The organism is Erythrobacter sp. SN6-5 (genome assembly GCF_057364945.1).
Genome location: NZ_CP200282.1, coordinates 2278579 through 2304376, shown reverse-complemented (window position 1 = coordinate 2304376; position 25798 = coordinate 2278579). Strand labels below are relative to the sequence as shown.

The window sequence follows — 25798 nt, the reverse complement described above, 5'->3', positions numbered from 1 at the left end:
TGTCAATCGAACGTGTAGGGCAGCTCTAGATCGCCCCATCGGCGCCCTTTAATCACCAATGGCACATAGACATTGCGGATAACGCGATAGGTCTTACCATCGCCTTCTTGGCGATAAATTGCCATCATATACGGCGCATTGCTGGCCTTTGCCTTATGGTCGATCGTCTCAAGGATTTTGCGACCATTGCGGCAATACTTTGTATCATGGGCAAGTTCGCCTTTCGGCTCGCGTGACCACGCTGTAATATGCGTCGGCAAGAAGCCGTTCATATCGGCCTGAGAACACATGATTACCGCGCCCGGTTCATCGTAGAGCGTGTCGTTGATCGGGCGCCAATTGGCGTCGGCCCAATCGCTGAACGAAGTTCGGTAAAGTTGCGGATTGGTGCCTGGAACCTCTTTGTACTCTTGGTCAAATAGCTGATCCATCGTTAGCTCACCATCGCTGAGAGCCTCTTCGGTAAGCTCCAGTAACTTTGTCGCCAAGCCTTGAGCCTTTACGACCATAGCGGTGTCTTCAGGACTCAGCCCTGCCTTAACTATGCTATCGAACATTTCGCTTGCTGTTATTTCCAACTCTCCCATGCGCTCATGCGCGTCTTGGAGTTGGCCTTCATTCTTACGCGTTGCATTGTCATATCGCTCGAGCACGTCCTGAACTGAGGCCACATGGCCGCTTATAGTCCCGGTCGAACGCGCAATGACGTCGTTTTGTTTATCGACTTCCTCAACCAGTTCGCCAACGCTACTGATGGTCGTCTCGATGCGCGATACGGATGCTTTGGCCTCTCCGCTGGCCAGCGAGCCTTCTTCGATTTGGCCGATAACCACGCTAGCTTCTGCACCCAGTGTATCGATGGTTTGCGAAATTTCCTCGGTGGCTCTGCGCGTGTCGTTGGCAAGGCTTTTCACCTCGCCCGCCACAACGGCAAATGTGCGGCCAGCTTCGCTCGACTCGCATCGCCTCAATCGTAGCATTCAACGCCAAAATGTTGGTAGTTTCAGCAATTTGATCAATGTCTTGCGCGCTGCGCCTAACCTGATCCATTGCTGCCGCAAAACCTGTTACGTGTTGCCCGAGTGTGTCGACCAGTTCGAGCACGGCGTTGATTTGCCCTAAAGAAGAACGGATCAGCGATGTGCCCTCGCCCAAGCGCTCAATCGCTCGCTCCGAAAGCAGACGGGCCTCGTCGCTTGCCTCTGAGACCTTCGCTTGGTCAGCTTCAAGCGCGCTAACGGTGCCACGCAAAGCCTCATGCTCTTCGCGCAAAGCCTCAGACGAACGGATTACTTCCGCAACAACGCCAGCCACGTCAGTGCAGCCGACGGTTACTGCCGCACAGCTTTCTGGAATAGCGTTTAGCGACGCCGCATTTGTCTTATCAATTTCAATTGACTTCATAGCCGCCGGGTCCCCGATCCTTTGTCCAACGCACTCGTAACCAGTGATGGTTAGCGAAGACTTAAGGAGGCCGAGAAAGCGCTAATAACTATAGCCAGTAAAGGCAGCAGTCAGAGATTGAGGGCTAGCGCTTGAGGATCAGTCCAGTTAGAGCTTTGCCCATGTTTTTCAACTTCGTCGACGAACTTCGTGAGGCTGGGATTTCGGCCAGTTTCAAAGAGCACCTCACCTTGCTGGAGGCGCTCGACAAGGATGTGATCGAGCAAACGCCTGAGGCCTTTTACTACCTCAGCCGCGCGACCTTCGTTAAGGACGAAGGGTTGATCGATCGCTTTGATCAGGTGTTCAACAAGGTCTTCAAAGGCATTCTGTCCGATTACGGTCAAAACCCGGTCGATATTCCGGAGGACTGGTTGAAAGCTGTGGCTGAGAAATTCCTCAACGAGGAAGAGATGGAAAAGATCAAATCCCTCGGCGATTGGGACGAGATCATGGACACGCTGAAAAAACGTCTGGAAGAGCAGGAAAAGCGCCACCAAGGCGGAAACAAGTTCATCGGCACAGGCGGCACCTCACCATTCGGTAATTCAGGCTACAACCCCGAAGGCGTGCGGATCGGCGGCGAGAGCAAGCACAAGCGCGCAATCAAGGTATGGGAAAAGCGCGAGTTTCAGAACCTCGACAACACCAAAGAGCTGGGCACACGCAACATCAAGATGGCGCTGCGCCGCCTGCGCCGCTTTGCACGCGAAGGCGTAGCGGATGAGCTTGATCTGGATGCAACCATTGATGGCACCGCAAAGCAAGGCTGGCTCGACATTCACATGCGCCCCGAACGGCACAATGCGGTGAAATTGCTGTTGTTCCTTGATGTTGGCGGGTCGATGGATCCCTTTATCAAGCTGTGTGAGGAGCTGTTCAGCGCGGCCTCCTCAGAGTTCAAGAACCTGGAATTCTTCTACTTTCACAACTGCCTTTATGAAGGGGTGTGGAAAGACAATTCACGCCGCTGGCAGGAACGCACGAAGACCTGGGATGTACTGCACAAATTCGGCCATGATTACAAAGTGATCTTTGTCGGTGATGCAGCAATGAGCCCGTATGAAATCACCCATGCAGGCGGCAGCGTTGAGCATATGAATGAAGAAGCTGGCGCGATCTGGATGAACCGGGTGACCAATACCTATCCGGCGACCGTCTGGCTGAACCCCGTTCCCGAAAAACAGTGGGGTTATTCGCAGTCAACCAAGATGCTGAAGCAACTGGTGAATGACCGGATGTACCCGCTGACGTTGGACGGTCTGGACGACGCAACTCGCGAACTGAGCCGCAAACAGGGCCACTAGTCCTGATGTCAGCTCACGCCCCAAAGGTAAACGTTCGCCGGGCCACGTACGAAGGCAGTATCTATCTACCAAGAATTGGAAATAAGCGATCTTTGCTGAAACCAGACGGCCCGCAACTCAATTTTTTCAATCTGAGAATCCGAAGTGCAACAGCCATCGTCGATCACTGCCTTCAAGCACGAAGTCTTCCCAGAAACTCTCGTAAAACAAAGGGGGCGGACATTAAGCCGAAAACATAACGATGCGCGGGTTTTGCTACGCAATTGACACAAAAAAGCGTCAACAATTGCGCTCGACTTCTCACTATCGACTTTCGGCGAGAATTCTTGTCCGAAAAACCAGGTTTGAGCCGATTTTGCAATTAGCTCCTCCCAATCTCCATCACATCTTTCTGTTCTTACAAACCAATCTGAGTCGCAATCATCAACAAGGCCGCAAAAATGATGTTCTAAATCAGTTTGTAGCGACCCCGTCTTTTCCAGACCGGTAAGGCAGTAACTCGCTTCATGATTTGTGCCTAAGTTCAAAAGAGACAAAGTTTGAAGAACAGCATTGACGGAGCATCGGCTCTCAACATCTTGGCTTGTTATGCTCGTCGCATACGAGAAGGACTCTTCGGAAAAACGAGATTCGTCAAATTTGTTACTAACGCGATTTGACGCGAGTTCTGGCAAGTCGCCAAAAAAATCTTCTCTCGGATATTCCGAGGCACCTTCGAGAAAAGAAAAATTCTTGTATACCCAGAGGTCGAAATCAATTGCAGAATCGACTTTTAAGTTCTCAGTTTCGGGCCTGATATCAATATCTCCTCCGGCTGAGAGGTGGTTTCGATACAGTGTTAGTAAGTTCGAAGCTGCGCCAAATGCGGAGCTAGCCCCATAGCCAAATGCCTCACTGAGCCATTTATAGTTTGCGTCGCTCAGTGCGATAGTCCTTGGCTCTGCATCCATAGAATATCTTGATAGCAGAGTGAGAAGATATAAGTCACTCCCTGGTCAAACAATCTCGTTTTTCGATGAGGCAGTTTGAGCTACGCGCGACGCGAAGTTCGAGCAAGAACAATAGATTTTGAAGCCGATAGTCCGCTTCCACCCCCAAAAGCGGACGCTCCTCAATAAAGCAAATGCTCCCTCACGGTCTGCACCCACGCCGCCTCGTCGTTTGACGCCAGCGCGTCGAGATCGCTTGGCCGCGCGGTTGCGTCGTCAACCCACTCGCGCAGAGATGGCCCACCATTGATCACATCAATGGCTAGCACGTCATTGGTGTATTCATATTTGAAGTCAGTCCCGCGCCACAATTCATAGTCAGGATAGAGGCTGCGGATCGCCTTGAAGGCAAGCGCCTGAAGACGCCACGGCTTAAACATATCATGATCGTAATGCGGGCTTTCTGCATGGATCATCAAAGCGTTACACAGCTTTCCTGTGTGCTTGTGGAAGGTCGGCTCAAACCAACAATCCCGCAGAGCGCATCCCTGAAGCCAATCAGGCTGGAGGCCGTGCATCTCCGCCAGCACAGCCTTTGCATCAATGTTTGGCGCGCCGAACAACACCTCCAATGGCCGCGTGGTTCCGCGGCCCTCTGACACAGTGGCGCCTTCGATCATCACCGTGCCCGCATAGGCCCGAGCCATGTTAACATTGGCGGCATTGGGCGAAGGATTGATCCAGATCCGGGACGTGGGCCAGCCATGCCCCTCACCGCTTGGCTCCCACCCCTCCATCGCTACCACGCGGTAGTCCACATCAAGGCCGAAGTGGGCGATGAACCAATGTCCCATCTCGCCCAGGGTCAGCCCGTGGCGCATCGGCATAGGCGCTGCTCCGACGAAGCTCTCATGCCCGGGCACAAGCAAAGTGCCCTCCACCGGACGACCGGCAGGGTTAGGACGATCAAGCACCCAGACCCCTTTCCCGCCCTTGGCCGCCTCTTCCAGCAGGTAAAGCAACGTCGTAACAAAGGTATAAATACGGCAACCAAGATCCTGAAGATCAAACAGAAAGACATCCGCGCTCGACATCATTTGACCGCTTGGACGGCGCACCTCGCCATATAGCGAGAACACAGGAATGCCATATTGCGGATCGGTCTCATCCACCGTCTCCACCATATTGTCCTGCTTATCGCCTTTCAGGCCATGCTGCGGGCCAAAGGCGCTGGTCACATTCACTCCAGCGGCGATCAGCGCATCGAGCGAATGGGTTAGATCAGCGGTGACACTGGCCGGGTGCGCTACCAAAGCGACGCGTTTGCCCTCTAAAGCGCCGAGCAATTGCTTGTCTGCCAACAGGCGATCAATTCCGAAGTTCACGCTCATCTTTCGATCTCCACCACCATTTGCTCGGCAGGCCTCGCTGTGGAATTCCGGTTTGCCCGGTGGGAATGCCAGCGCCCAGAACTGAATGGTCCCGTCATTGTGCTCAACGATGGCGTTCAGTGCGACCTGCGCTGGGCCGGGCAATTCAGCGGCAATGCTGGCCTTTAACACCAGTTCATTGTCGCTGTGCGAGCATGACACGGCAATCGCATCCACCGGAGCATCACGAGTGCCCTCACGAAAATCGTCAAAATCATACGCCGCCCAGCGCGATGATGGCGAGAGATTGAACTCGCGGTAGTATGTGCCGCCAATCGGCTGCCAGAAAATCTCAAAGCAGGTCGTCTTCCACAGGAAGTCTTTGCGCTCTGGTGCGGCGTGCTGAGGCACTTTGATCCCACCAATCGTCCCGTCAAAGCGAAATTCCGCATCACAGCCCCCGGCCGTGGGCGTAATCTGCGCCGTTACCGCCTTGATAGGTCCAAGCTCGCATGTCTGATGAAGCATAAGTGGTTGCATGGCACTTGCTATTGCCGAGCAGCCACCGTCAGGCAATGGCCATTCATGACTTTCCCGCCGCTGCTCACGCTGTTAAGCGCTCGCCATCATGAAAGAATACGAATCTGATCTGCTCCAGCTGCTCGACAAACGCGGCTACATCCACCAAGTCACCGACAGCGGTGCGCTTGATCAGCTCGCGACCAAGCAGGTCGTGCCAGGATATATCGGCTTTGATGCGACCGCGCCAAGTCTGCACGTAGGCAGTCTGGTTCAGATAATGATGCTGCGCCGCCTCCAACAGACGGGCCACAAGCCAATTGTTGTTATGGGTGGTGGAACAACCAAGGTCGGCGATCCTTCCGGAAAGGACGAAAGCCGCAAGCTGCTGACCGGGGAAACAATTCAGGACAATATCACCTCGATCCGCACGGTATTTGAGCGATTGCTGACATTCGGCGACGGACCAAGCGACGCTGTAATGGTCGATAATGACGAATGGCTGTCAAAGCTAGGCTATGTCGAATTGCTACGCGATGTCGGGCCGCACTTCACGATCAACCGGATGCTGACCTTTGATTCGGTCCGCTTGCGTCTTGACCGGGAGCAGCCGCTCACGTTCCTGGAATTCAACTACATGATCCTCCAGGCCTATGACTTCCTGGAGCTAACGCGCCGTTACGAATGCCGCCTGCAAATGGGCGGTAGCGATCAATGGGGCAATATCGTCAACGGCATGGAATTGTCGCGCCGGATGGAAGGCCATGAGCTCTACGGTCTAACAACGCCGCTGCTGACAACGGCGGATGGCGCGAAGATGGGTAAGACCGCATCGGGAGCTGTCTGGCTCAACGAAGATCAATTGCCCGCCTATGACTTCTGGCAATATTGGCGCAATTGCGATGACCGCGATGTGGGCCGGTTCCTGAAATTATTCACGGATCTGCCGCTGGATGAGATCGCGAAGCTCGAAGCGCTGGAAGGCGCAGAGATCAACCATGCCAAGGTTGTGCTGGCAAACGAAGTTACCAAGTTGGTCCGAGGCGATGAGGCCGCCAAAGCGGCCGAAGCCACAGCGAAGGAGACCTTCGCTGGCGGCGGCACGGGCGAAGACCTGCCGTCATTGGCGGTGGGCGCAGACGGTATGCGGATCGGCGCAGTGCTAACCGAAATCGGTTTCACCGCCTCCAATGGTGAGGCGAAACGCAAGATCGCCGAGGGCGCAGTGAAGATCGACGATGCAGCAATCACAGAGCCCGGTTTCCTCGTCGCGCCAGCGGATGGTGAGACGGTGAAATTGAGCCTCGGCAAGAAGAAGCATGGGCTGATCACCCGCTAATTCGCGCCTTCGCGACAGGTCTTTTCGCCGCTCTATTTCGCCAGCTTTACCAATTATCAGCCTTTTCCAGCCATTAGAGTTGTCACTCGCACAATAATGGAGGGTCGAGAACTGTGTCAGCCGGAGCGAGATCTGAGCGTCACTGATATGCGTCGAGCTGCACGTCACCCGGTGGATTTCCCAGTGATTGTGGAGCACTTTGCGCACGGCGACCTAGAATTACACGTATCTAACCTGTCCGCGCACGGCTTTATGGTCGATGACGCGAGCGGCAATCTCAATCGCGGTGATCGGGTGATCATCCGCTTGCCAATTGTTGGCCGGATCGAAGCCTATTTGATCTGGATCCACGAAGAACGGGCAGGCTTTCAGTTTGAGCGCATCATTCGGATCGACGATTTCGTCGATATCATTGACGCGCTTCAGCCCAATCCGCGCCTGCGCCGCAAACGGTAGTCACTCGCTCGTACGGCTGGTTTAGCCGGGCAGCGTCACAACAAATAGCTCTCGCACCTTGGCAGGCCATGATGCGCCTGCCATTGGCCGTGCGTGAGCGATACTGACAAAATCCCCAACCACCCATTTCGGGTCCACAATTTCCGCGCCTATTGGGTCAGCCGCTTTGCAATGACGCTGGCGCAATACGCCATGCTGCTGATCATTGGCTGGCAGACGTATAATATCGCGCGCGATGCCGGAATGAGCATAGCCGAGGCCTCTGGTCAGCTTGCGCTTATCGGCCTGTTTCAATTCCTGCCATTATTCGTACTGACACCGTTTACGGGTCTAGCGGCGGACCGGTTTGACAGGCGGCGCCTTGGGCAATTGACCGTGCTGTTGCAATTTGCGTGCGCCGCCGCCCTTGCCTGGTTCACCTGGAGCGGCGCGATCACGCTCCCCGTCCTTTTCTCAATCGCGGTTCTTTTGGGAATAGCACGCGGGTTTGCAGGACCAGCCCTGTCAGCGCTTGCCCCCAATCTTGTACCAAAAGCGCTGCTGCCGACGGCAATCGCTTTGTCATCCATCGCATGGCAGGTTGGCATGATCATCGGCCCAGCCATTGGCGGCGTATTGTACCGTGCGGGACCCGCCCTGCCCTATTTCGCCGCATGCGCACTGTTTGCAGTCTCGCTGATCGCGCTCTCCATCATTGGCAAAGTTCCGCAGCCTGCGACCCGCAAAGACCAGCGTCCGATCGGCGCGATTATTGATGGTGTGTCCTATGTTGTACGCAACAAGATGGTGCTCGGCGCGATCACGCTCGACCTATTTGCCGTGTTTCTTGCGGGAGCAACCGCGCTTTTTCCGGTCTATGCGCGCGACATCCTGAACGCGGGCGAGGTTGGACTGGGCTTCCTCGCCGCGGCCCCCGCTGTTGGCGCAGCGGTTACAGCTCTGTGGTTTTCGTTCCGCCCGCTTAAGACCAATGTCGGCCCAAAAATGCTGTGGGCCGTCGCCGTGTTCGGCCTCGCCACGATTGTCTTTGGACTGTCGACCTCGATGCCGCTGAGCCTAACTATGCTGGTCATTGTTGGCGCAGCGGACATGTTCAGCGTCTACATCCGGCAATCACTGATCCAGCTGCACACACCTGATGACAAACGCGGCCGAGTGTCGTCTGCGTCACTACTGACGATTAGCGCCTCCAACGAGGGTGGGGACGCATTCTCCGGTTTCCTCGCCAGCGCAGTTGGTCCGGTTGCCGCCGTAGTGGCAGGCGGTATTGGCGCGATTGTAACCGTTGGGCTGTGGAGCCGAATATTTCCAGTGTTGCGGATGACTAAGAGCTTCGATCCGCCAGAAGACATGCTAGACACACCGTCAGAAACGAATTCCCCTACAGAAAAACATCAGGAGGCCTGAGATGAAAGCTGCAAACATCCTAGAGACGATTGGCAATACCCCGCATATTCGCCTGTCGCGACTGTTCCCCAATCATGAAGTTTGGCTGAAGTCAGAGCGCAGCAATCCAGGCGGCTCGATCAAGGATCGTATCGCCCTGGCCATGGTTGAAGACGCTGAGCAATCAGGCAAGCTCGCGCCAGGCGGCACAATCGTTGAGCCGACCAGCGGCAATACCGGCATTGGCCTGGCAATGGTCGCTGCGGTCAAAGGCTACAAACTGGTGCTGGTCATGCCAGAGAGCATGTCGATTGAGCGACGCCGCTTGATGCTTGCATACGGCGCGACTTTTGACCTCACTCCTAAGGAAAAGGGCATGAAGGGCGCGATTGAGCGCGCGACCGAAATCGTAGAGAGCACCGACGGTGCTTGGATGCCTTCGCAGTTTGAGAACCCAGCCAATGTTGCAGTCCATGCCCGCACGACGGCGAAGGAAATCCTCACCGATTTTGCAGACAGTCCGATTGATGTGATGATCACCGGCGTTGGCACCGGTGGTCACCTGACCGGCTGCGCAGAGGAACTCAAGAAGCACTGGAGCGGATTTAAGGCTTACGGAGTTGAGCCAGAGCTTTCGCCCGTGATCAATGGCGGCCAGCCCGGCCCACACCCGATCCAGGGCATTGGTGCAGGCTTCATCCCAGGCAATTTGCACACTGACGCGATCGATGGTGCCATCCCGGTTGACGCGGAGGACGCCCGTGAAATGGCTCGCCGCGCGGCGGCTGAAGAAGGCATGCTGATCGGCATCTCCAGCGGAGCAACCTTGGCTGCGATCGCCAAAAAGCTGCCAGAGCTGGATGCTGGCACACGCGTGCTTGGTTTTAACTATGATACGGGTGAGCGCTATCTCTCCGTGCCCGACTTCCTGCCAGTGTAATAACGCCTCTATCGAGGCCGCGAGTTTAATCTGATCTTGACCTTATCGCTTCATCACAAGCGCGGTCTGGAGATACTGATATGAAATTCGTCTTACTCGAATCGCGCGGTGGCAATTACTTGGTTGTCGCAAACAATATCGCTTGGCTGCGCACTGGTGAAAATGGCCAAACCAATGTCGGGATGGTCGGGGGCAGCCCGCTGCTCGTCACCGGTTCGATTGAGGAAGTGGCTGAGAAAGTTATGGCCGGAGCAGGTTCCAACTGAGACACGAAAAAGGCCCGAGAGTTTGCGCTCTCGGGCCTTTTCACGTGACGATTATGTTTGGCGTTACGCCGCTGTCGCGAACGCATCTGCTGACAGTTTCATCATATTGTCAGAGCCAGCTTCCAACTTGCGGCGCAGCGCGCCCGCATCAGGCAGGAAGCGTTCAGCGTAGTAAGCCGCTGAGGTCAGCTTGGCTTCGTAGAACGCGCGGTCTTCGGTGTCCGTAGCAAGTTGCTGAAGCGCAGTCTTACCCATTTTCAGCCACATAAAGCCCAGCGTCACAATGCCCATGATGTGCATGTAATGATGCGCACCAGCACCAAGATGATTCGGATTCGCCATCGCGTTTTGCATGAACCACATGGTCGCGGCTTTCTGCTCACCCAGCGCCTTTTCAAGCTTAGTCGCAACGTCGGCCAATTCAGGCGAGTTTTTCGCAGAGGCAATCTCTTCGTCGATCATTGCGAAGAACGCTTGAACCGCACGGCCGCCTTTTGATGCAAGCTTACGGCCGCAAAGGTCCATCGCCTGCACGCCATTGGTGCCTTCGTAGATCATCGCAATCCGGCTATCGCGGACAAATTGCTCCATGCCCCACTCGGTCACATAGCCATGGCCGCCATAGACCTGCTGCATGTTGTTGGCGATGTCATACCCCTTGTCGGTGCCATAGCCTTTGATAACCGGGGTCATCAGACCGATGAGGTCATCCGCCAGCTGGCGGTCTTCTTCGGTTTGCGCCTTGTGCGTCAGGTCCACTTGCAAAGCGCCCCAGAGGCACAGTGCACGCATGCTCTCGTTGAAGACTTTCGCATCCATCAGCATCCGGCGAACGTCCGGGTGGACAAAGATCGGATCAGCCTGAGCGTCAGTGTCCGCTGGACCAGTCAGAGCGCGGCCCTGGCGGCGATCCAGCGCATAGGTGACAGCGTTTTGATAGGCGACTTCTGCTTGGGCGAGGCCCTGCATACCAACGCCGAGACGCGCTGCGTTCATCATCACGAACATGGCCGCGAGACCTTTGTTCTCTTCGCCCAGCATCCAACCGGTGGCGCCATCATAATTGAGAACGCAGGTCGCATTGCCATGAATGCCCATCTTCTTCTCAATAGAGCCGCAGGATACGCCATTGCGCTCGCCCGGCTCGCCGTTCTCATCAACGATGAACTTAGGCACCACGAAAAGCGAGATACCCTTTGAACTGTCTGGGGCGCCTGGTGTCTTCGCCAGCACTAAGTGAATGATGTTGCTGGTTAGGTCGTGCTCGCCTGCTGAGATGAAAATCTTGGTGCCAGTGATCGCATAAGAGCCATCGCCCTTCGGCTCAGCCTTCGTTCGGATCATGCCAAGGTCGGTGCCGCAATGTGGCTCCGTCAGGTTCATAGTGCCGGACCATTCGCCAGAGATCATCTTTGGCGCGTACATCTCCTTCTGCTCTTGAGAGCCGACTGCCAAAAGAGCTGCAGTCGCGCCGCCCGTCAGGCCGGGGTACATCGCAAATGCCTGGTTAGCAGTGCCAATATATTCCTCGAACGCAAAGCCCAGAACATGCGGCAATTCCTGACCGCCAAACTCTTCAGGGCCGGTCAGAGTCGTCCAACCACTCTCAACCAGCGCCTCATACGCTTCTTTGAAACCATCAGGCGTGGTCACAGAGCCATCTTCGTGGCGGGTGCAACCTTGCTCGTCGCCAATCTGGTTAAGCGGCGCGAGAACTTCTGAACAAAACTTCCCGGCTTCATTCACAACCGTGTCGATCATGTCAGGCGTCGCATTCTCAAAGCCCGGCAGATTGCCGTAGCTCGCGAGGTCGAGCATTTCGCTGATGATGAAGCGGGTCTCGCGGGTTGGAGCGGTGTAGGTTGGCATCACTAGATCCCTTAGTGGAGTGTTGAGTATTCAGGGGGTTAGGCGGTCAAAGATCGAGCTTTTCAATCTCGGCCACAAAATCGGTGAGTTCCTTGATCGAGGAATCGATGTCGGCCCTCTGGCTTTTCAATTTTGCAATATGCGTGCGGCACTTCTCAATCGTAACGCGCCGCTGTTCAACGCGGCCATCGTCGAGATCATACAGATCGATCATCTCACGAATTTCGGTCAGACTGAACCCGACGTTCTTTGCCCGCATAATCCAGGCAAGCCGCGCGCGGTCTCGCTTTGAATAGACCCGGGTCAGGCCGACGCGAGCCGGAGAGATAAGCCCCTCATCCTCATAAAAGCGTAGCGCGCGTGCAGTGCACTCAAATTCGCTGGTCAGATCAGAGATCGAGAACTGTTCACGCTCATGCTTATCGGGGCGATCGAGATGCGCACCATTGCGGCGTTGGCCTGCTTCGTCCGAAGCGTCGGCTTTACGGGAAGATGATTGTGCGTGTGCTGTAGCCATGCACCATTACCTACCTTACCTTTACGTGAGCGTCAAGTATTGACCTTAACGAGAAGTATCGATCAATTCGCCGCCCTCAATCCGGCGGTAGAAACAGCTGCGCGCGCCGGTATGACAAGTCGGCCCGACTGGTTGAACCTTCAGCACAATCGCATCTTGATCGCAGTCCACCAGCATCTCTTGGACTTTCAGGACATTGCCAGAGGTCTCACCCTTCATCCAAAGGTTCTGGCGCGAGCGTGACCAAAAATGCGCACGGCCCGTTTCCATCGTTTTGTCCAAAGCCTCGGCGTTCATAAAGGCGACCATCAAGACTTCACCGCTGGCCGAATCGGTAACAACTGCGCTTAACAAACCGCGATCATCAAACTTGGGTAGGAGCGCACTACCCCGCTCGCGATCCTGCTTTTCCGCCGCGTCATCGCGGCCAAAATTGTTATTCAATGGTTAATCCTTCGGTGAATGGGGCTGTTAATGCGATGGCTTGTTGCACGATAACCACAGAGCCTACGCAAAATCCACCAGCCAGCGGTTTCGACCTTTGCGAATTAAGACTCCAATGAGACAAAGCTTCTCAGCAGGCCTTAGCGGGCCTGTCCACCGGATACCGGCGTCATAAGAATGCCAGGTTCAGGGGGTAACTGTTTCTCTGCTGGCCGCGGGGTGTTGGCGAGAGACAGTTCGAACGATGAGGGATTGGATCCTGGTAGCCAAGTTAGGGGGTGGCTGCCTGAGCTCTTTAAGAGCGGGTCCGCATTTTTTCGTCACGTGGCGCCCGGGGTCGTAATGGCCTCGGGCGTTGTGTTTTTCGGCTTCTTTTTTGTTAAGCTCCAGTCGCGGTAATGCGGTAGAGCGACGCATCGAATTCGCTGTCTACAACGCGGGCAAAACACGCAATCGTCACCGAACGAGCGCCCGCTTTCAGCAACACGCTGACGCAGGCATCGCTGGTCGCTCCGCTGGTGAGGACATCATCGACAAGAATTACATCGCGCCCCTTGATCGCCGCCCTACGCGATTCCCGAATCGCAATCGCACCAGACAGGGTCCTGCGCCGCTCCTTCGCGCCGAGGCCGCCTAGGCTTGGCGTCCGCTTGCGCCGGACCAATCCATCGACCAGAAATTCGCCTTTGCCCTGCTTGGCTAGTTGGCTGGCCAATAGCCCCGATTGGTTGAAGCCGCGTTGCCATAGCCGCCAGCGATGCAGCGGAACCGGAATCAACAATGGCGGCGCATCGCCACCTTCCTCCGGATCAGGAAGCCGTGCAGCCAGCAATCGGCCAAGTAGACCCACGAGCGAAATCTTGCCGCCATGCTTGAAGGTCAAAATCAGCTTGCGCGAAGCGTCATTGTAGACCGTGGCCGCAACAATCCCGGAATGCTTAGGCGGGTCGGCCATGCACGGTGCGCACAGCGCCTCTTCATCCATTTGGTCAGAGCCAAACGGCCTGCCGCAGGTTTTGCAGGAGGGTTCTCCCGGAATGACCAGATCGCCCCAGCACGCGCTGCAAACCCCGCCTTGATCAGCGATTGCATCGCCGCATAGCGGGCAACGCGGTGGATAGACCAAGTCTACCACGGGCTTCAGCCCTTCGGCGATATGCGCACCCAAACCCATGCGCAAAGTGTCGCATGGCTTGCACTGTGGTGGCAAGCACGGCAGGGCAGCGCCGGTTATGCAGACACGCCAAGTTCCAACGATCTTTTCAAAAACACGGCGCGAGGCAAGAGCAGCGCGCGCATTCAGCTTGGCACAGGCTGATGGGGCCGCGCGCTGGCTGGCGGAGGAGCTGGAGCGGGACTGCATCGAGCGTATTGGCTTTATGCGGCTTGAGCCGTCGCACGCGCTGGTGATCGGGGAGGTCACGGGCGAACTTTCGGCCGACTTACGCCGATTGGGCGCCGATCTCGCCGCCCTGCCCTTACATGATGAAGAGCAACCGAGCGGCCACTCGGACCTTGATCTCATCATCAGCCTAAATCGGCTCGACACGGTCAATGATCTGCCCGGCGCGCTGCTGCATTATCGCAATGCCTTGGCCGACGGCGGTATCTTGTTTGCGCAGGTGGTCGGTGCTGGCAGCCTACCCGCGCTGCGCCAGATTATGATGACAGCAGACAGAGACCGTCCGGCTGCGCGCGTCCATCCTCAGATTGACAGCCGCGCTGCAACCGGCCTGCTCGAACGAGCTGGCTTCAAACGTCAGGTCGTTGATAGCCACACGCTGGACGTCAGTTATCGCAGCCTGGGCCGTTTGATCGCTGATCTGCGCGAACAGGCCCTAACCAACGTACTGGCCGATGCGCCGCCGCCATTGACGCGCAGCGCCCTCGCCCGCGCCCAAGACGCGTTCGAAGCGATGAAAGACAGCGAAGGCCGCGTCACTGAAACCTTCGAACTGCTAACCCTTACTGGTTGGCGTTAGTCCTGCAGCGCCGATTGCGCCGCTGCCAACCGGGCGATTGGCACGCGGTATGGCGATGCGGAAACGTAATCGAGCCCGACTTCTTCGCAGAATGCGATGCTCGCCGGATCACCGCCATGCTCGCCGCAGATGCCGAGCTTAATGTCAGCGCGTGTGGCCCTGCCCCGCTCTGCTGCCAGTTCGACCAACTGACCAACGCCGTCAACATCGAGGCTGACGAACGGATCGCGAGCAAAAATGCCCTTATCAACATAAGGCGCGAGAAAACGTGCAGAATCGTCGCGCGACACGCCCAAGGTTGTTTGGGTCAGATCGTTCGTACCGAAGCTGAAGAATGCGCCCTCATGCGCGATTTCGCCCGCCATCAAGGCAGCGCGCGGCAGCTCGATCATCGTGCCGACGAGATACTCCACGCGCGCACCCTTTTCGGCGAACACTTCTTCGGCAGTCCGATCAATCAGTTCGCGCAAAATCGCCAGCTCTTTGCGGGTCGCCACCAAAGGCACCATGATCTCGGGCAGAGGCGCTTCGCCGCTTAAGGCCTGAACGTCGCAAACCGCCTCGAAGATCGCGCGCGCCTGCATCTCATAGATCTCAGGATAGGTGATCCCCAGACGACAACCACGGTGGCCCAGCATCGGGTTGAACTCATGCAGTTCACCGGCACGGCGTTTGAGGTGATCGACACCCAGTCCGGTCGCATCGGCAAGATCTGCAAACTCCGCATCACCATGCGGCAGGAATTCGTGCAGCGGTGGATCGAGCAGTCTAATCGTACACGGCAGGCCCGTCATCACCTCGAAAATCGCGGTAAAGTCAGCGCGTTGTTCCGGTAGCAGCTTCTCCAGAGCGCCGCGCCGTCCAGCCTCATCTTCAGCCAAGATCATCTGCCGAACCGCGCTTATCCGGCCCGCGTCGAAGAACATATGCTCTGTACGGCACAGGCCAATGCCCTCTGCGCCAAATTGCCGCGCCATTTTGCAGTCCGCTGGCGTTTCGGCATTGGTGCGCACGCGCATCCGGCGGTGGCTGTCCGCCCATTCCATCAGAGTGCCAAAGTCACCGACCAGCTCTGGCTCAATCGTCGGGACAATACCTAGCATCACCTGGCCGTTGGCGCCGTCGAGGGTGATTTCGTCGCCCTCTTTCAGCTCCTCATTGCCGATCCGCAAGCTGCTCGAGGCAAGGTCAATCGAAACGCCGTTTGCACCCGAGACGCAAGGGCGCCCCATGCCGCGCGCGACAACCGCCGCGTGGCTCGTCATCCCGCCGCGAGCGGTCAGAATACCCTGCGCCGCGTGCATGCCGTGAATGTCCTCTGGGCTGGTCTCAACCCGTACCAGAACGACTTTTTCACCGCGACCAGACCATTGCTCCGCCGTGTCGGCATCGAGCACAATCTTGCCCGCCGCCGCACCCGGAGAGGCCGGCAAGCCAGTGGTCATCACATTGCGCGGCGCATCGGGATCCAGCGTCGGGTGCAGCAGCTGGTCGAGCGCCATCGGGTCAACCCGCAGGATCGCTGTTTTCTGATCGATCAACCCTTCGCCGACCATCTCGACCGCCATTTTTAGCGCCGCCTTGGCGGTCCGCTTGCCGCTGCGCGTTTGCAGCATCCACAGCTTGCCGCGCTCCACGGTAAACTCGATGTCCTGCATGTCACGGTAATGGCCTTCGAGCAGGTCAAACACGCGCGCCAGCTCGCCATATGCGTCCGGCATCGCCTCCTCCATCGAGAGCGGTTTTGCGCCCGCTGCGTCGCGGGCGGCCTTAGTGAGATATTGCGGCGTGCGAATGCCCGCGACCACGTCCTCACCCTGAGCATTGATCAGGTATTCGCCGTAATAGGCGCGCTCGCCCGTTGCCGGATCGCGAGTAAAGGCCACGCCGGTCGCGCTGGTCTCACCCATATTGCCGAACACCATCGCCTGCACATTGACGGCAGTGCCCCAATCGCTGGGAATATCATTGAGACGGCGATAAACCTTCGCCCGGTCCGCATCCCAACTGTCGAAAACAGCTGCGATAGCGCCCCACAGCTGCTCTGCGACATCTTGCGGAAATGGCTTGCCGTGCTCGCTCTCGACGATGCCCTTATATTCGCTCACCAAGGCGCGCCAATCATCCGCACTCAGTTCAGTGTCAGCGTAAAAGCCATTGTCTTCCTTGCAGATTTCCAGCGCTTCTTCGAACAGGCCGTGATCCACGCCCAGCACCACGTCGGAATACATTTGCACAAACCGGCGATAGCTGTCCCAGGCAAACCGCTCGTCTCCAGAAGTCTTAGCCAGCCCCTCAACCGTATCGTCATTGAGACCAAGGTTGAGCACCGTGTCCATCATGCCCGGCATACTCACCCGCGCACCGGATCGGACCGAGACGAGCAAGGGATCGCTCGCATCGCCAAAGCTCTTGCCCACCGCGTTTTCAATATGCGCCAGCGCTTTTGCTACGTTCGCGCGCAGATCATCGGAAAAACCTGTCCTGAGCGATGTCGAAGGGTCCGCGCCTTCTTGCAGATAGCGAACGCATTCCTCGGTGGTGATCGTGAAACCAGGAGGGACAGGCAGGCCAATCGCCGCCATCTCCGCCAAATTGGCGCCCTTGCCGCCAGTGACGGTCTTGTCTTTTTGACGGGCATCATCGTGAGCGGCGTTTCCGCCAAATGGATAAACCGTGTTCACGTTACTTGTACCTTCTTGGCAGCGAAATTGGACAATTATAGGCTTGTCCTGGGGAGAGACATTATCCTTCGATCCGGCTGAAATCAGCGACCTTGTGCACCGCATCGCGGAACCGAGCGAGCAGATCTAGGCGCGCAGAGCGCACTTGCGGATCATCGGCGTTGACAATCACATCTTCGAAGAACCGGTCGATCGGCGCGCGCAATGTAGCGAGAGCGGACATGGCCGCTGCGAAGTCTTCGCTTTCGATGGCACTGGCGGCTTTAGGGCTCGCGACATCAAGCGCGTCGATCAAGGCCTTTTCGGCGGGCTCAGGGGATGGATTAGAGGCCCCGCTTTCCCACTCTTCCTTCTTCAGGATATTCGCCGCGCGCTTGTAGCCAGCGAGCAGGTTTGTGCCGTCTTCGGTTTCGACGAAGGCTTGGAGCGCTTTCACGCGAGCAAGCAGGCGGACGAGATCGTCTTCGCCGCCAAGCGCAAACACCGCATCTATCAGATCGTGGCGGATACCTGCTTCGCGTTGTTGGACTTTGAGGCGGTCCGCTAAGAAATCGAGGAGTTCATGACGGCGACCAATGTCAGTTTCGGCACCCAGTTTCTTGCCAATCGACTGTGCCCATACATGCTTAGAAACGTGGTCAATGGCACGCCCCAAAGGTGACCTAAGTTCATTCGCTTGGATGGTTCCTATTACTCCAAGAGCAGCACGGCGAAGAGCGAACGGATCTTTAGAGCCCGTTGGCGGTTCTCCAGCGAGGAAAAAGCCGACCAGCGTATCCAGCTTATCCGCCAAACTCACCGCCACCGTCACCGACGCAGTTGGAACCTCGTCGACCTGTCCCACCGGCTTGTAGTGATCGCGGATCGCATCGGAGACCTCTTGAGGCAGGCCTTCTTTCGCGGCGTAATAGCCGCCCATCAGACCTTGCAGTTCGGGAAACTCGCCGACCATTTCGGTCACAAGGTCCGCCTTACACAAACGCGCGGCTTGCTCGGCGAGGTCGGGATCGCCTTTGACAATCCCCTCTTCGCACAGCCAGCGCGCCAGTTTCGCCACACGGTCGACCTTATCGGCGACCGTCCCGAGCTTCTCGTGGAACGTAATCCGCTCCAGCCCCTTGGCGTGCTCGGCCAGCGTTTTCTTCTGATCCAATTCCCAAAAGAAGCGCGCATCGGCCAGCCGCGCGGCCAGAACCTTGCGATTGCCATCGACCACCACGGCGGGGTCTTCCGCCTCAATATTGGCCGTGCAGATAAAGGCGTTGGCGAGTTTGCCGTGCGCATCCTCGCACACGAAATATTTCTGGTTCACCCGCGCGGTCAGCTGGATCGTCTCTGGCGGCACGTCGAGGAAATCATCCTCAAACCGCCCAAGCAGCGGCACTGGCCATTCGGTCAGCCCAGCGTTTTCGACGACCAGACCTTCGTCTTCGACGAGTTTCAGACCAGCCGCTTCAGCAGCCGCTTTCGCGCCTTCGCGCACCATCGATTCACGCTCAACATGATCGACGATTACATGGGCATCGCGCAGCTTGGCAGCGTAATCATCGGCGTCTTCAATCGTAATTGCCCCAGCAGAATGGAAACGGTGCCCCGTGGTTTCACGGCCACTGACAATCCCATCAACTTCGCACGGCACGATCTCGCCATCGAGCAGAGCGATAATGCCAGACAGAGGGCGAACCCATTTGAGGCTCTCAGTCGAAATTGAGGCCGCGCCCCAACGCTGAGACTTCGGCCAAGAGAAATCGCGAATGATCGCCGGGATCGCCGCAGACAGCAGATCAGCGACCGCCTGTCCCGGCTTTTGGATCACGGCAAAATAGGTGTTGCGGCCTTTGACCTCGCGCACTTCCAATTGGTCGCGCGTCACGCCGTTCTTGCGGCAGAAACCATCGACCGCCTGATCCGGCGCGCCTTCCGGCGGGCCCTTGGCCTCTTCGCGCACCGCCTCCGTTGCGATCGGAAGGCCACGCGCGATCAGCGCGAGCCTGCGCGGGGTCGACCAGATGGTCAGCTCACCGACGGAAACCCCAGCGGCGCCCAGCTCGCGGTGGAACAGCTTTTCCAGTTCAGCGCGGGCGCCCTTCTGCATGCGCGCTGGGATTTCTTCGCTGCGGAGCTCCAGGAGAAAATCGCTCATTTCGACCACTCCGGATATTTCTCCGCCCAGCCCGCGGCTTCTTTCTCCATATGCGCCTCGCATGATCCGCGCGCGAGATCGCGCACGCGGGCCATATAGCTGGCGCGTTCCTGCACGCTGATCACGCCGCGTGCTTGCAACAGGTTGAAGATATGGCTTGCCTCAACCGCTTGTTCATAGGCAGCGATCGGCACTTGGGCCGCGAGGGCATTTTGGCATTCCGCCTCTGCTTTGTTGAACAAGTCAAACAGTGCGTCTGTGTCGGCGACCTCAAAATTCCATTTCGACATCTGTTTCTCATTTTCGAGAAACACATCGCCGTAGGAAACGCCGTCCTGGTTGAACGCGAGATCATAAACGCTGTCGACGCCCTGGATATACATGGCAAGACGTTCAAGCCCGTAAGTGAGCTCACCCGCCACAGGCTTGCAGTCGAAGCCGCCCATTTGCTGGAAATAGGTAAATTGGGTGACTTCCATCCCGTCACACCACACTTCCCAGCCCAAACCCCACGCGCCGAGTGTAGGCGATTCCCAATCATCCTCAACGAAGCGGATGTCATGCTTCAACGGGTCGATTCCGATCTGGCGCAGGCTCTCAAGATAGAGTTCTTGAATGTCACTCGGCGAAGGCTTCAGGATGACCTGATATTGATAATAATGCTGCAGGCGGTTGGGATTCTCGCCATAGCGGCCATCGGTTGGGCGGCGACACGGCTGAACAAAGGCCGCGTTCCATGGCTCTGGCCCAAGAGCGCGCAAAGTTGTTGCGGTGTGAAACGTGCCCGCGCCCATCCGCATATCATAAGGCTGCAGGATAACGCAGCCATTGGCGCTCCAAAAATCATGCAGCGTCAGAATCATGTCTTGAAACGAGCGCGTGGGATCTCTTTGGGGATCGCCCTGAGGAAGCTGGGTAGTCATGGCGGCAGGCTTTGGCGGATGCCCTAACCAGCGTCAATGCCGCAGCGCAGCACGGGAGCATAACTGCCCATCCAAAAGCGGGGTCTACGCCAAATAAAGTCAACTATCCAAAACAAAATGTCAAGTTATCTTGACATAGTCAGCAAATCACGACATATAGTCATGCATACCTGACGTTTAGTCATGAACTAACGACAGGATTTTTGAGTGCTTAAATATCATAATCATATGGAAAAGATCGCTGCATTTCTTGCAACGATGACATTCGTGCTAGCGGGTTATGGCCTAGGTCATATCACCACTACAGTCGTGCTCGTCTTGCAATAAGCATCTGAGCCAATGGAGTTTTACCTCATGAACAACAGGCTGAAAGTGCTGCGCGCTGAGCGAGATTGGAGCCAGGCCGAACTGGCGCTTCATCTCGACGTGTCGCGCCAGGCAGTCAACGCCATCGAGACCGGCAAGCACGACCCTTCACTCCCGCTCGCATTCCGGATCGCGCGCCTATTTGAAATGCAAATCGAGGAGATTTTCGATGACCAAAAATGAACGAGAAACCTCGGTTCCCATGTCACCCAAAATTCGTAAGGCACGCAATCTTCTCTGGATTGCCTTGGCCGTGGGATTTGTGCTCGGCATATATTTTGGAGCAATAGGCGATGGCAGCATGGATATCCTATTCTCCAACAACCCAGTCTCATCCGCGGTAGCTGGTATCGGGATCGTTGTATGGCTGATTGTAGTGCCTTGGATAAGCTGGCTTTGGTGGCGGGCCGTCGATGAGCATGAAGCCGCTGCCTACCGCGAAGGCGCAATGGTTGCCGTGCATCTGTACCTTTTCATGGTGCCAACATGGTGGCTGGCCGCTCGGGCTGGCTGGGTGCCAGAGCAGCAACCAATGATCGTTTTCCTGATCGTCTGCGTCGTTTGGACCGCCGTGTGGTTCTACCGCAAATATGCCTGAAGCAGGCACGACAGTCGCGCTGCACGATCAAATTCTTCATGGGCAAAATTGCCCATTCCCTTCCAATCAACTTTCTCTATCTAGGAACGTAATATGAAATACTTCTCCCGCACAGTCACGGCTGCCCTCGCCCCTATTACTCTGTTCGCCGGAACGACCGCTTGCGCTCAAACGCAAACTCTACCCTCTCCCGTTCCGGACACCAAAGTGCCCGCATCAGAACTGGAAATCGCTGACGACACCGGCTCTGGCCCGGCGCTATGGTCGGTCTCTGATGAGGACACCACGATCTATCTGTTCGGCACCGTCCATGCCCTGCCGAAAGAGCTGGAATGGTATGATGGCGTTATTTCAAAAGCACTGACATCGTCCGACACCATCGTCACCGAAATCGACATGGGTCCAGACACCGAGGCCGCGATCCAGCAATTGGTCGTTTCCAAAGCACTCCTACCCGCTGGCACCACATTGCGGTCGCTACTAAGCGAAGAGCAAACCACTGTTTACGAAGCCTCTCTGGCAAAACTTGGCGCACCTGCTGCTGCCTTCGATCAAGTTGAGCCATGGTTTGCGGGCATCACGCTCGCGACATTGCCGCTCATCCAGCAGGGCTATTCACCCGATGCAGGCGTTGAAAACGTACTGCTCGAAAAGGCTGGCGACAAGAAGACCGAAGCGCTTGAAACGATTGAATTCCAATTCGGTATTTTCGATGGACTGCCGCAGGCTTCGCAAATCGAATTCTTGATGGAGGCTGCTGAGGGTGTCGACCAGGTCAAACCGTTCCTCGACAAAATGGTCGCTGAATGGGTTGCCGGGGACGCCGACGGATTGGCTGAGCTGATGAACGAAGGCCTGAGCGATCCAGAATTGGCTGAGCAATTGCTTTACGCTCGCAACCGCAACTGGGCCGATTGGATTGAGAGCCGCATGGAAACCCCTGGCACTCTGTTCATCGCGGTGGGTGCAGGTCACCTTGCCGGTGAGAAAAGTGTTCAGGATTATCTCGAAGAACGCGGTATCGTCTCCGCTCGCATCCAATAATGTATCGTTTGGTGAGCGTCCGCATTGCTGCGCCATTGGCAGCTTTGCTGGCGCTCGCCGGATGCGGCTCTGACCCAGTCGCTCCTGCTTCTGACGAAGCATCTCCACCACTGTTCGAAATCACCAATGCAGAGGGTGAAACTGAGGGCTGGATGCTCGGCACGATCCATGCCCTTCCCGATGGCACGAATTGGCGCACACCGGAGATCAGGGCGGCTATTGATGCGGCTGACTTGGTCGTTGTGGAGGTCGCCAATCTGGAAGACAACGAAACAATTGCCGCAGTCTTTGCGCAGCTAGCCTACACACCGGGCCTACCGGACCTCGCCATGCGGGTCAGCGAAGACAAGCGCCCTGCCCTGTTCGACCTCATATCGAAGTCAAACTTCTCTGCGGCGCAATTCGGGTCAACCGAGACATGGGCCGCCGCGCTACAACTGGCTCAAGTCGGCGCGCAAGGCGATCCGGCAAACGGCGTTGACCGCGCGGTGGTACGCGATTTTGAGGGTCGCACGGTTCGAGAGTTCGAAGGCGCAATCGCGCAGCTACGCATCTTTGACAGCCTGCCGGAACAGGACCAACGCGACCTGCTTTCCGGCATTATTACAGAGGCAAAGCAGCTTCAGGCCGATCCGGCGCGCCTGCGCAATGCTTGGCTAACCGGCGACACAGCGACTTTGATCGACGCGACCGAAACCGGCATCATGGCCGACTCGGAACTGCGCGAGGCTTTGCTGGTCGGGCGCAATCGGGATTGGGCGAAACAGCTAGAGACGATGCTGGCAGGCGATGACCGGCCACTCGTCGCCGTTGGTGCCGCTCACCTGGTCGGGCCAGATGGCTTGCCAGCCATGCTGAAGGCAAGCGGCTATACAATAACGCCGCTGCATTAGCTCTCGCTGCTCAGGTCAGAGGCGTCACAGCCCCCGCCAAAACGCTTGCCAAGGCAGCACGCACGCCCTAAGGCGCGCCCTCTTCACCCGTCATGGTCATCCCTGGAGGCGTGGCGCGCGAAGATTTTGAAACTTTATCCGCATTTGAAAGGTAGACGATTATGAGCGACGCTCTGACACTGCTTAGCCGAGGCACGCGAACGGGCAGGCAAGGGAGCCTCCCGTGCACTACGCCGCGAAGGCCGCATCCCCGCCGTTATTTACGGCGGCAAAGAAGAACCAACCACGATCCACATCGAAGAAAAAGAACTGGTCCGTCAAATGATGACTGGCCAATTCATGAACTCGATCGTGAACATCGATGTTAATGGTAAGAGTGTCCGCACCCTGCCGAAGGACGTAGCCCTGCATCCGGTCAGTGACCGTCCGACGCATGTCGACTTCCTCCGCCTTTCCAAGGATGCAAAAATCGAAGTCGCCATTCCGGTTATCTTCACCAATGAAGAAGAATCGCCTGGCCTTAAGAAGGGCGGCGTTCTTAACGTGGTCCGACACGAGCTCGACCTGGTTTGCGAATCTGACAAGATTCCAAGCGAGATTGAAATCGATGTGACCGGCAAAGAAGTCGGCGATTCGATCCACATCAGCGAAGTGCAACTGCCAGCTGGTAGCGAAAGCGCGATCACCGATCGTGACTACACCATCGCGACGCTCGTCGCTCCATCAGCTCTCAAGAAATCAGAGAGCGCCGAAGATGAAGAGGTCGAGGGCGAAGAAGGTGAAGCAACCGAAGGCGGCGAAGAAGCAGCCGAAGGTGGCGAGGACAGCGGCGAGTAAGTCGCGCCAGTCCTTTACAGATCTAATCACCAAGGAGGCGGGCTGGGAAACCAGTCCGCCGTTTTGCGTTATTGTGTTCCGCACGCCCATCCGGGCATGCGATTTCCTCGCTCACGCGCCTTTCAGGCGCATCGCTGCGGGCGCGTGGTCACGCTTGCGGGTCTTAGGCCCGACACACGCTAAGCGGCATGCGATGATCCGGTTCGCGACTAGCGGACCGCAAGGCCGACCGGCCGCCCGAGCTTATGCGAGGGAAGCCAAGTGAACGGATGTAAACGCTGGCGCTTGAGGGGCAGGCGAAGCCTGCTAAAGGAAAACGATGCAGCTTTGGGTTGGCCTTGGAAATCCCGGACCGAAATACACCATGCACCGGCACAATGTCGGCTTCATGGCGTGCGATGTGCTGGCCGAAATGCACAGCTTTGGACCGGTCCAAAAGAAGTTTCAGGGCTGGGTTCAAGAAGGGCGGATCGGTGCCCAGCGTATTCTGCTGCTCAAACCGGCAACCTTCATGAATGAAAGCGGCCGGAGTGTTGGCGAGGCGATGCGGTTCTACAAGCTGGACCTCGACGCTCTCACGGTCTTTCATGATGAACTCGACCTCGCGCCCTTTAAGGTTAAGGTGAAACAAGGCGGCGGTACCGCCGGGCACAATGGCCTGCGCTCTATCGACAAACATCTGGGTGCAGATTTCCGCCGCGTGCGCCTCGGCATTGGTCATCCGGGCCACAAAGATCGTGTCTCAGGCTATGTGCTTGGGAACTACGCCAAGGTTGAGCAAGACGACCTTGTCACGATGCTGGGTGCTGTCGGAGGCGAGGCGGAATGGCTCGCCAACGGCGATGAACCGCGCTTCATGAGCGAGATTGCGATGCGCCAGCAATGAGCAATCCCTATGAAGAGATGCGAAAGATGTCAGTCGCTGACATTTGCAAATCTCTCGGCGCTCAAGCTTCCTTATTTGTCGCGATCGGTTTGCTGCTATGGTGGATATCTGATCGCCCTCTAACCGGATTTGTGACAGTCGACTTTCAGCAAATCGTCTTGGGAATTGGCCTCGGCCTCGCAATGATCGCCGTGGCGGCAGCCATCTTTCATGGCTTCCCTCAACTTGCTGAGAAGCTCACACGGCTTCAATCAAAGAACTTCGCGTTCCTCGAAAAGCGACTTTCGATGCCAGTGATCATCTTCTTTTCGATTTGCGCAGGCGTGGGTGAAGAGGCGTTGTTTCGCGGCGGCCTGCAGACATTGATGAGCGATTATGTGTCGCTGCCTCTGGCTATCATCTTTGCTAGCCTGATCTTTGCGCTCATCCACTTTGCCAAACCGCTGATCGCTGCCATTATTTTCGCGATTGGAGCCTTGTTCGGCCTTTTCTACATCTGGAGCGGCAGTTTGCTCGCCGTGATGATCGGCCACGCTCTTTACGACGTTTACGCCATCTGGTTCCTGCAGAGAGAAATGCACCGCTTGCAATTGTTTGAGTCGCCACAAGACACGGGATCGGCTGACCAAGAGCCTGCTGCGGGTTAGATCACGCAGC

24 protein-coding genes and 1 pseudogene are annotated in these 25798 nt (G+C 56.7%); 14 read left to right on the top strand and 11 right to left on the bottom strand.

Features of this window, described 5'->3' with window-relative positions:
• Window positions 1–2: 2 nt before the first annotated feature.
• Together AC0V6Z_RS11480 and AC0V6Z_RS11475 are read right to left on the bottom strand one after the other, a co-directional pair.
• Window positions 3–914, bottom strand: coding sequence for a methyl-accepting chemotaxis protein (locus tag AC0V6Z_RS11480; RefSeq protein ID WP_472638620.1), 912 nt, complete (start codon window positions 912–914; stop codon window positions 3–5).
• Window positions 835–1404, bottom strand: coding sequence for a methyl-accepting chemotaxis protein (locus AC0V6Z_RS11475; protein WP_472638619.1), 570 nt, complete (start codon window positions 1402–1404; stop codon window positions 835–837). The genes AC0V6Z_RS11480 and AC0V6Z_RS11475 overlap by 80 nt, the downstream gene beginning before the upstream one ends.
• A 161-nt stretch (window positions 1405–1565) precedes the next feature.
• Here AC0V6Z_RS11475 and AC0V6Z_RS11470 point away from each other — a divergent pair, with 161 nt between their 5' ends.
• Window positions 1566–2750 (top strand): vWA domain-containing protein, encoded by a 1185-nt coding sequence (locus AC0V6Z_RS11470; RefSeq protein ID WP_472638618.1) that lies wholly within the window; start codon window positions 1566–1568, stop codon window positions 2748–2750.
• Between the two features lie 65 nt (window positions 2751–2815).
• Here the strand turns inward: AC0V6Z_RS11470 and AC0V6Z_RS11465 are convergent, their stop codons facing one another.
• Complete coding sequence (locus tag AC0V6Z_RS11465) at window positions 2816–3700, bottom strand: hypothetical protein (protein ID WP_472638617.1); 885 nt, start codon at window positions 3698–3700, stop codon at window positions 2816–2818.
• Window positions 3701–3861: 161 nt separating this feature from the next.
• A complete protein-coding gene (locus AC0V6Z_RS11460; RefSeq protein WP_472640899.1) occupies window positions 3862–5064 on the bottom strand; it encodes an exo-beta-N-acetylmuramidase NamZ family protein in 1203 nt (400 codons plus the stop codon).
• 613 nt (window positions 5065–5677) lie between these two features.
• Here AC0V6Z_RS11460 and tyrS point away from each other — a divergent pair.
• The 5 genes from tyrS (at window position 5678) to AC0V6Z_RS11435 (ending at window position 9955) form a co-directional block, all read left to right on the top strand.
• Entirely contained in the window at window positions 5678–6907 is a 1230-nt protein-coding gene (gene tyrS / locus AC0V6Z_RS11455) for a tyrosine--tRNA ligase (RefSeq protein ID WP_472638616.1), read from the top strand.
• A gap of 147 nt (window positions 6908–7054) precedes the next feature.
• Window positions 7055–7363, top strand: coding sequence for a PilZ domain-containing protein (locus AC0V6Z_RS11450; RefSeq protein WP_472638615.1), 309 nt, complete (start codon window positions 7055–7057; stop codon window positions 7361–7363).
• A gap of 171 nt (window positions 7364–7534) precedes the next feature.
• On the top strand, window positions 7535–8770 hold the full coding sequence (locus AC0V6Z_RS11445; protein ID WP_472640898.1) for an MFS transporter: 1236 nt from the start codon (window positions 7535–7537) through the stop codon (window positions 8768–8770).
• 1 nt (window position 8771) lies between these two features.
• Window positions 8772–9689 carry a cysteine synthase A gene (cysK, locus tag AC0V6Z_RS11440; protein WP_472638614.1) on the top strand — a complete coding sequence of 306 codons (918 nt, stop codon included), beginning with the start codon at window positions 8772–8774 and terminating at the stop codon, window positions 9687–9689.
• A gap of 80 nt (window positions 9690–9769) precedes the next feature.
• Window positions 9770–9955, top strand: coding sequence for a hypothetical protein (locus AC0V6Z_RS11435; RefSeq protein ID WP_472638613.1), 186 nt, complete (start codon window positions 9770–9772; stop codon window positions 9953–9955).
• Between the two features lie 63 nt (window positions 9956–10018).
• On the opposite strand, the gene AC0V6Z_RS11430 is transcribed toward AC0V6Z_RS11435, so the two are convergent.
• From AC0V6Z_RS11430 to AC0V6Z_RS11415, 4 genes are all read right to left on the bottom strand, one after another.
• The gene (locus AC0V6Z_RS11430) at window positions 10019–11824 is read right to left on the bottom strand and encodes an acyl-CoA dehydrogenase C-terminal domain-containing protein (protein ID WP_472638612.1); all 1806 of its coding nucleotides are present in this window, start codon (window positions 11822–11824) and stop codon (window positions 10019–10021) included.
• A 46-nt stretch (window positions 11825–11870) separates the two neighbouring features.
• Window positions 11871–12341: a MerR family transcriptional regulator gene (locus tag AC0V6Z_RS11425; RefSeq protein ID WP_472638611.1), complete on the bottom strand. Its 471-nt coding sequence runs from the start codon at window positions 12339–12341 to the stop codon at window positions 11871–11873.
• Window positions 12342–12386: 45 nt separating this feature from the next.
• On the bottom strand, window positions 12387–12785 hold the full coding sequence (gene hisI / locus AC0V6Z_RS11420) for a phosphoribosyl-AMP cyclohydrolase (RefSeq protein ID WP_472638610.1): 399 nt from the start codon (window positions 12783–12785) through the stop codon (window positions 12387–12389).
• Window positions 12786–13164: 379 nt separating this feature from the next.
• On the bottom strand, window positions 13165–13959 hold the full coding sequence (locus tag AC0V6Z_RS11415) for a double zinc ribbon domain-containing protein (protein WP_472638609.1): 795 nt from the start codon (window positions 13957–13959) through the stop codon (window positions 13165–13167).
• Between the two features lie 58 nt (window positions 13960–14017).
• Between AC0V6Z_RS11415 and AC0V6Z_RS11410 the strand changes: the two genes are divergently transcribed.
• Entirely contained in the window at window positions 14018–14767 is a 750-nt protein-coding gene (locus AC0V6Z_RS11410; RefSeq protein WP_472638608.1) for a class I SAM-dependent methyltransferase, read from the top strand.
• Here the strand turns inward: AC0V6Z_RS11410 and ppdK are convergent.
• The 3 genes from ppdK to AC0V6Z_RS11395 form a co-directional block, all read right to left on the bottom strand.
• Entirely contained in the window at window positions 14764–17451 is a 2688-nt protein-coding gene (ppdK, locus tag AC0V6Z_RS11405) for a pyruvate, phosphate dikinase (protein WP_472638607.1), read from the bottom strand. The two genes, AC0V6Z_RS11410 and ppdK, sit on opposite strands and share 4 nt — an antisense overlap.
• A gap of 61 nt (window positions 17452–17512) precedes the next feature.
• The gene (gene glyS / locus AC0V6Z_RS11400; protein WP_472638606.1) at window positions 17513–19594 is read right to left on the bottom strand and encodes a glycine--tRNA ligase subunit beta; all 2082 of its coding nucleotides are present in this window, start codon (window positions 19592–19594) and stop codon (window positions 17513–17515) included.
• Complete coding sequence (locus AC0V6Z_RS11395; RefSeq protein ID WP_472638605.1) at window positions 19591–20517, bottom strand: glycine--tRNA ligase subunit alpha; 927 nt, start codon at window positions 20515–20517, stop codon at window positions 19591–19593. The genes glyS and AC0V6Z_RS11395 overlap by 4 nt, the downstream gene beginning before the upstream one ends.
• 354 nt (window positions 20518–20871) lie before the next feature.
• On the opposite strand from AC0V6Z_RS11395, the gene AC0V6Z_RS11390 reads away from it, so the two are divergent.
• The 7 genes and pseudogenes from AC0V6Z_RS11390 (at window position 20872) to AC0V6Z_RS11360 (ending at window position 25788) form a co-directional block, all read left to right on the top strand.
• Window positions 20872–21066: a helix-turn-helix transcriptional regulator gene (locus tag AC0V6Z_RS11390; protein WP_472638604.1), complete on the top strand. Its 195-nt coding sequence runs from the start codon at window positions 20872–20874 to the stop codon at window positions 21064–21066.
• Complete coding sequence (locus AC0V6Z_RS11385; protein WP_472638603.1) at window positions 21053–21481, top strand: hypothetical protein; 429 nt, start codon at window positions 21053–21055, stop codon at window positions 21479–21481. The genes AC0V6Z_RS11390 and AC0V6Z_RS11385 overlap by 14 nt, the downstream gene beginning before the upstream one ends.
• Window positions 21482–21574: 93 nt before the next feature.
• The gene (locus AC0V6Z_RS11380; protein WP_472638602.1) at window positions 21575–22525 is read left to right on the top strand and encodes a TraB/GumN family protein; all 951 of its coding nucleotides are present in this window, start codon (window positions 21575–21577) and stop codon (window positions 22523–22525) included.
• The gene (locus AC0V6Z_RS11375) at window positions 22525–23418 is read left to right on the top strand and encodes a TraB/GumN family protein (RefSeq protein WP_486176478.1); all 894 of its coding nucleotides are present in this window, start codon (window positions 22525–22527) and stop codon (window positions 23416–23418) included. Before AC0V6Z_RS11380 ends, AC0V6Z_RS11375 begins: the two co-directional genes overlap by 1 nt.
• 161 nt (window positions 23419–23579) lie before the next feature.
• A pseudogene (locus tag AC0V6Z_RS11370) lies at window positions 23580–24255 on the top strand (50S ribosomal protein L25/general stress protein Ctc).
• 319 nt (window positions 24256–24574) lie between these two features.
• Window positions 24575–25141 (top strand): aminoacyl-tRNA hydrolase, encoded by a 567-nt coding sequence (gene pth / locus AC0V6Z_RS11365; RefSeq protein WP_472638600.1) that lies wholly within the window; start codon window positions 24575–24577, stop codon window positions 25139–25141.
• Complete coding sequence (locus AC0V6Z_RS11360; RefSeq protein WP_472638599.1) at window positions 25138–25788, top strand: CPBP family intramembrane glutamic endopeptidase; 651 nt, start codon at window positions 25138–25140, stop codon at window positions 25786–25788. Before pth ends, AC0V6Z_RS11360 begins: the two co-directional genes overlap by 4 nt.
• The last annotated feature ends 10 nt before the right edge of the window (window positions 25789–25798 follow it).

Coding starts and splice junctions, on each gene's coding strand:
- AC0V6Z_RS11475 (WP_472638619.1), bottom strand. CDS start 1,404: ATGAAGTCAATTGAAATTGATAAGACAAATGCGGCGTCGCTAAACGCT.
- AC0V6Z_RS11470 (WP_472638618.1), top strand. CDS start 1,566: ATGTTTTTCAACTTCGTCGACGAACTTCGTGAGGCTGGGATTTCGGCC.
- AC0V6Z_RS11465 (WP_472638617.1), bottom strand. CDS start 3,700: ATGGATGCAGAGCCAAGGACTATCGCACTGAGCGACGCAAACTATAAA.
- tyrS (WP_472638616.1), top strand. CDS start 5,678: ATGAAAGAATACGAATCTGATCTGCTCCAGCTGCTCGACAAACGCGGC.
- AC0V6Z_RS11450 (WP_472638615.1), top strand. CDS start 7,055: ATGCGTCGAGCTGCACGTCACCCGGTGGATTTCCCAGTGATTGTGGAG.
- AC0V6Z_RS11445 (WP_472640898.1), top strand. CDS start 7,535: ATGACGCTGGCGCAATACGCCATGCTGCTGATCATTGGCTGGCAGACG.
- cysK (WP_472638614.1), top strand. CDS start 8,772: ATGAAAGCTGCAAACATCCTAGAGACGATTGGCAATACCCCGCATATT.
- AC0V6Z_RS11435 (WP_472638613.1), top strand. CDS start 9,770: ATGAAATTCGTCTTACTCGAATCGCGCGGTGGCAATTACTTGGTTGTC.
- AC0V6Z_RS11430 (WP_472638612.1), bottom strand. CDS start 11,824: ATGCCAACCTACACCGCTCCAACCCGCGAGACCCGCTTCATCATCAGC.
- AC0V6Z_RS11425 (WP_472638611.1), bottom strand. CDS start 12,341: ATGGCTACAGCACACGCACAATCATCTTCCCGTAAAGCCGACGCTTCG.
- AC0V6Z_RS11415 (WP_472638609.1), bottom strand. CDS start 13,959: ATGGGTTTGGGTGCGCATATCGCCGAAGGGCTGAAGCCCGTGGTAGAC.
- AC0V6Z_RS11410 (WP_472638608.1), top strand. CDS start 14,018: ATGCAGACACGCCAAGTTCCAACGATCTTTTCAAAAACACGGCGCGAG.
- glyS (WP_472638606.1), bottom strand. CDS start 19,594: ATGAGCGATTTTCTCCTGGAGCTCCGCAGCGAAGAAATCCCAGCGCGC.
- AC0V6Z_RS11395 (WP_472638605.1), bottom strand. CDS start 20,517: ATGACTACCCAGCTTCCTCAGGGCGATCCCCAAAGAGATCCCACGCGC.
- AC0V6Z_RS11390 (WP_472638604.1), top strand. CDS start 20,872: ATGAACAACAGGCTGAAAGTGCTGCGCGCTGAGCGAGATTGGAGCCAG.
- AC0V6Z_RS11385 (WP_472638603.1), top strand. CDS start 21,053: ATGACCAAAAATGAACGAGAAACCTCGGTTCCCATGTCACCCAAAATT.
- AC0V6Z_RS11380 (WP_472638602.1), top strand. CDS start 21,575: ATGAAATACTTCTCCCGCACAGTCACGGCTGCCCTCGCCCCTATTACT.
- AC0V6Z_RS11375 (WP_486176478.1), top strand. CDS start 22,525: ATGTATCGTTTGGTGAGCGTCCGCATTGCTGCGCCATTGGCAGCTTTG.
- pth (WP_472638600.1), top strand. CDS start 24,575: ATGCAGCTTTGGGTTGGCCTTGGAAATCCCGGACCGAAATACACCATG.
- AC0V6Z_RS11360 (WP_472638599.1), top strand. CDS start 25,138: ATGAGCAATCCCTATGAAGAGATGCGAAAGATGTCAGTCGCTGACATT.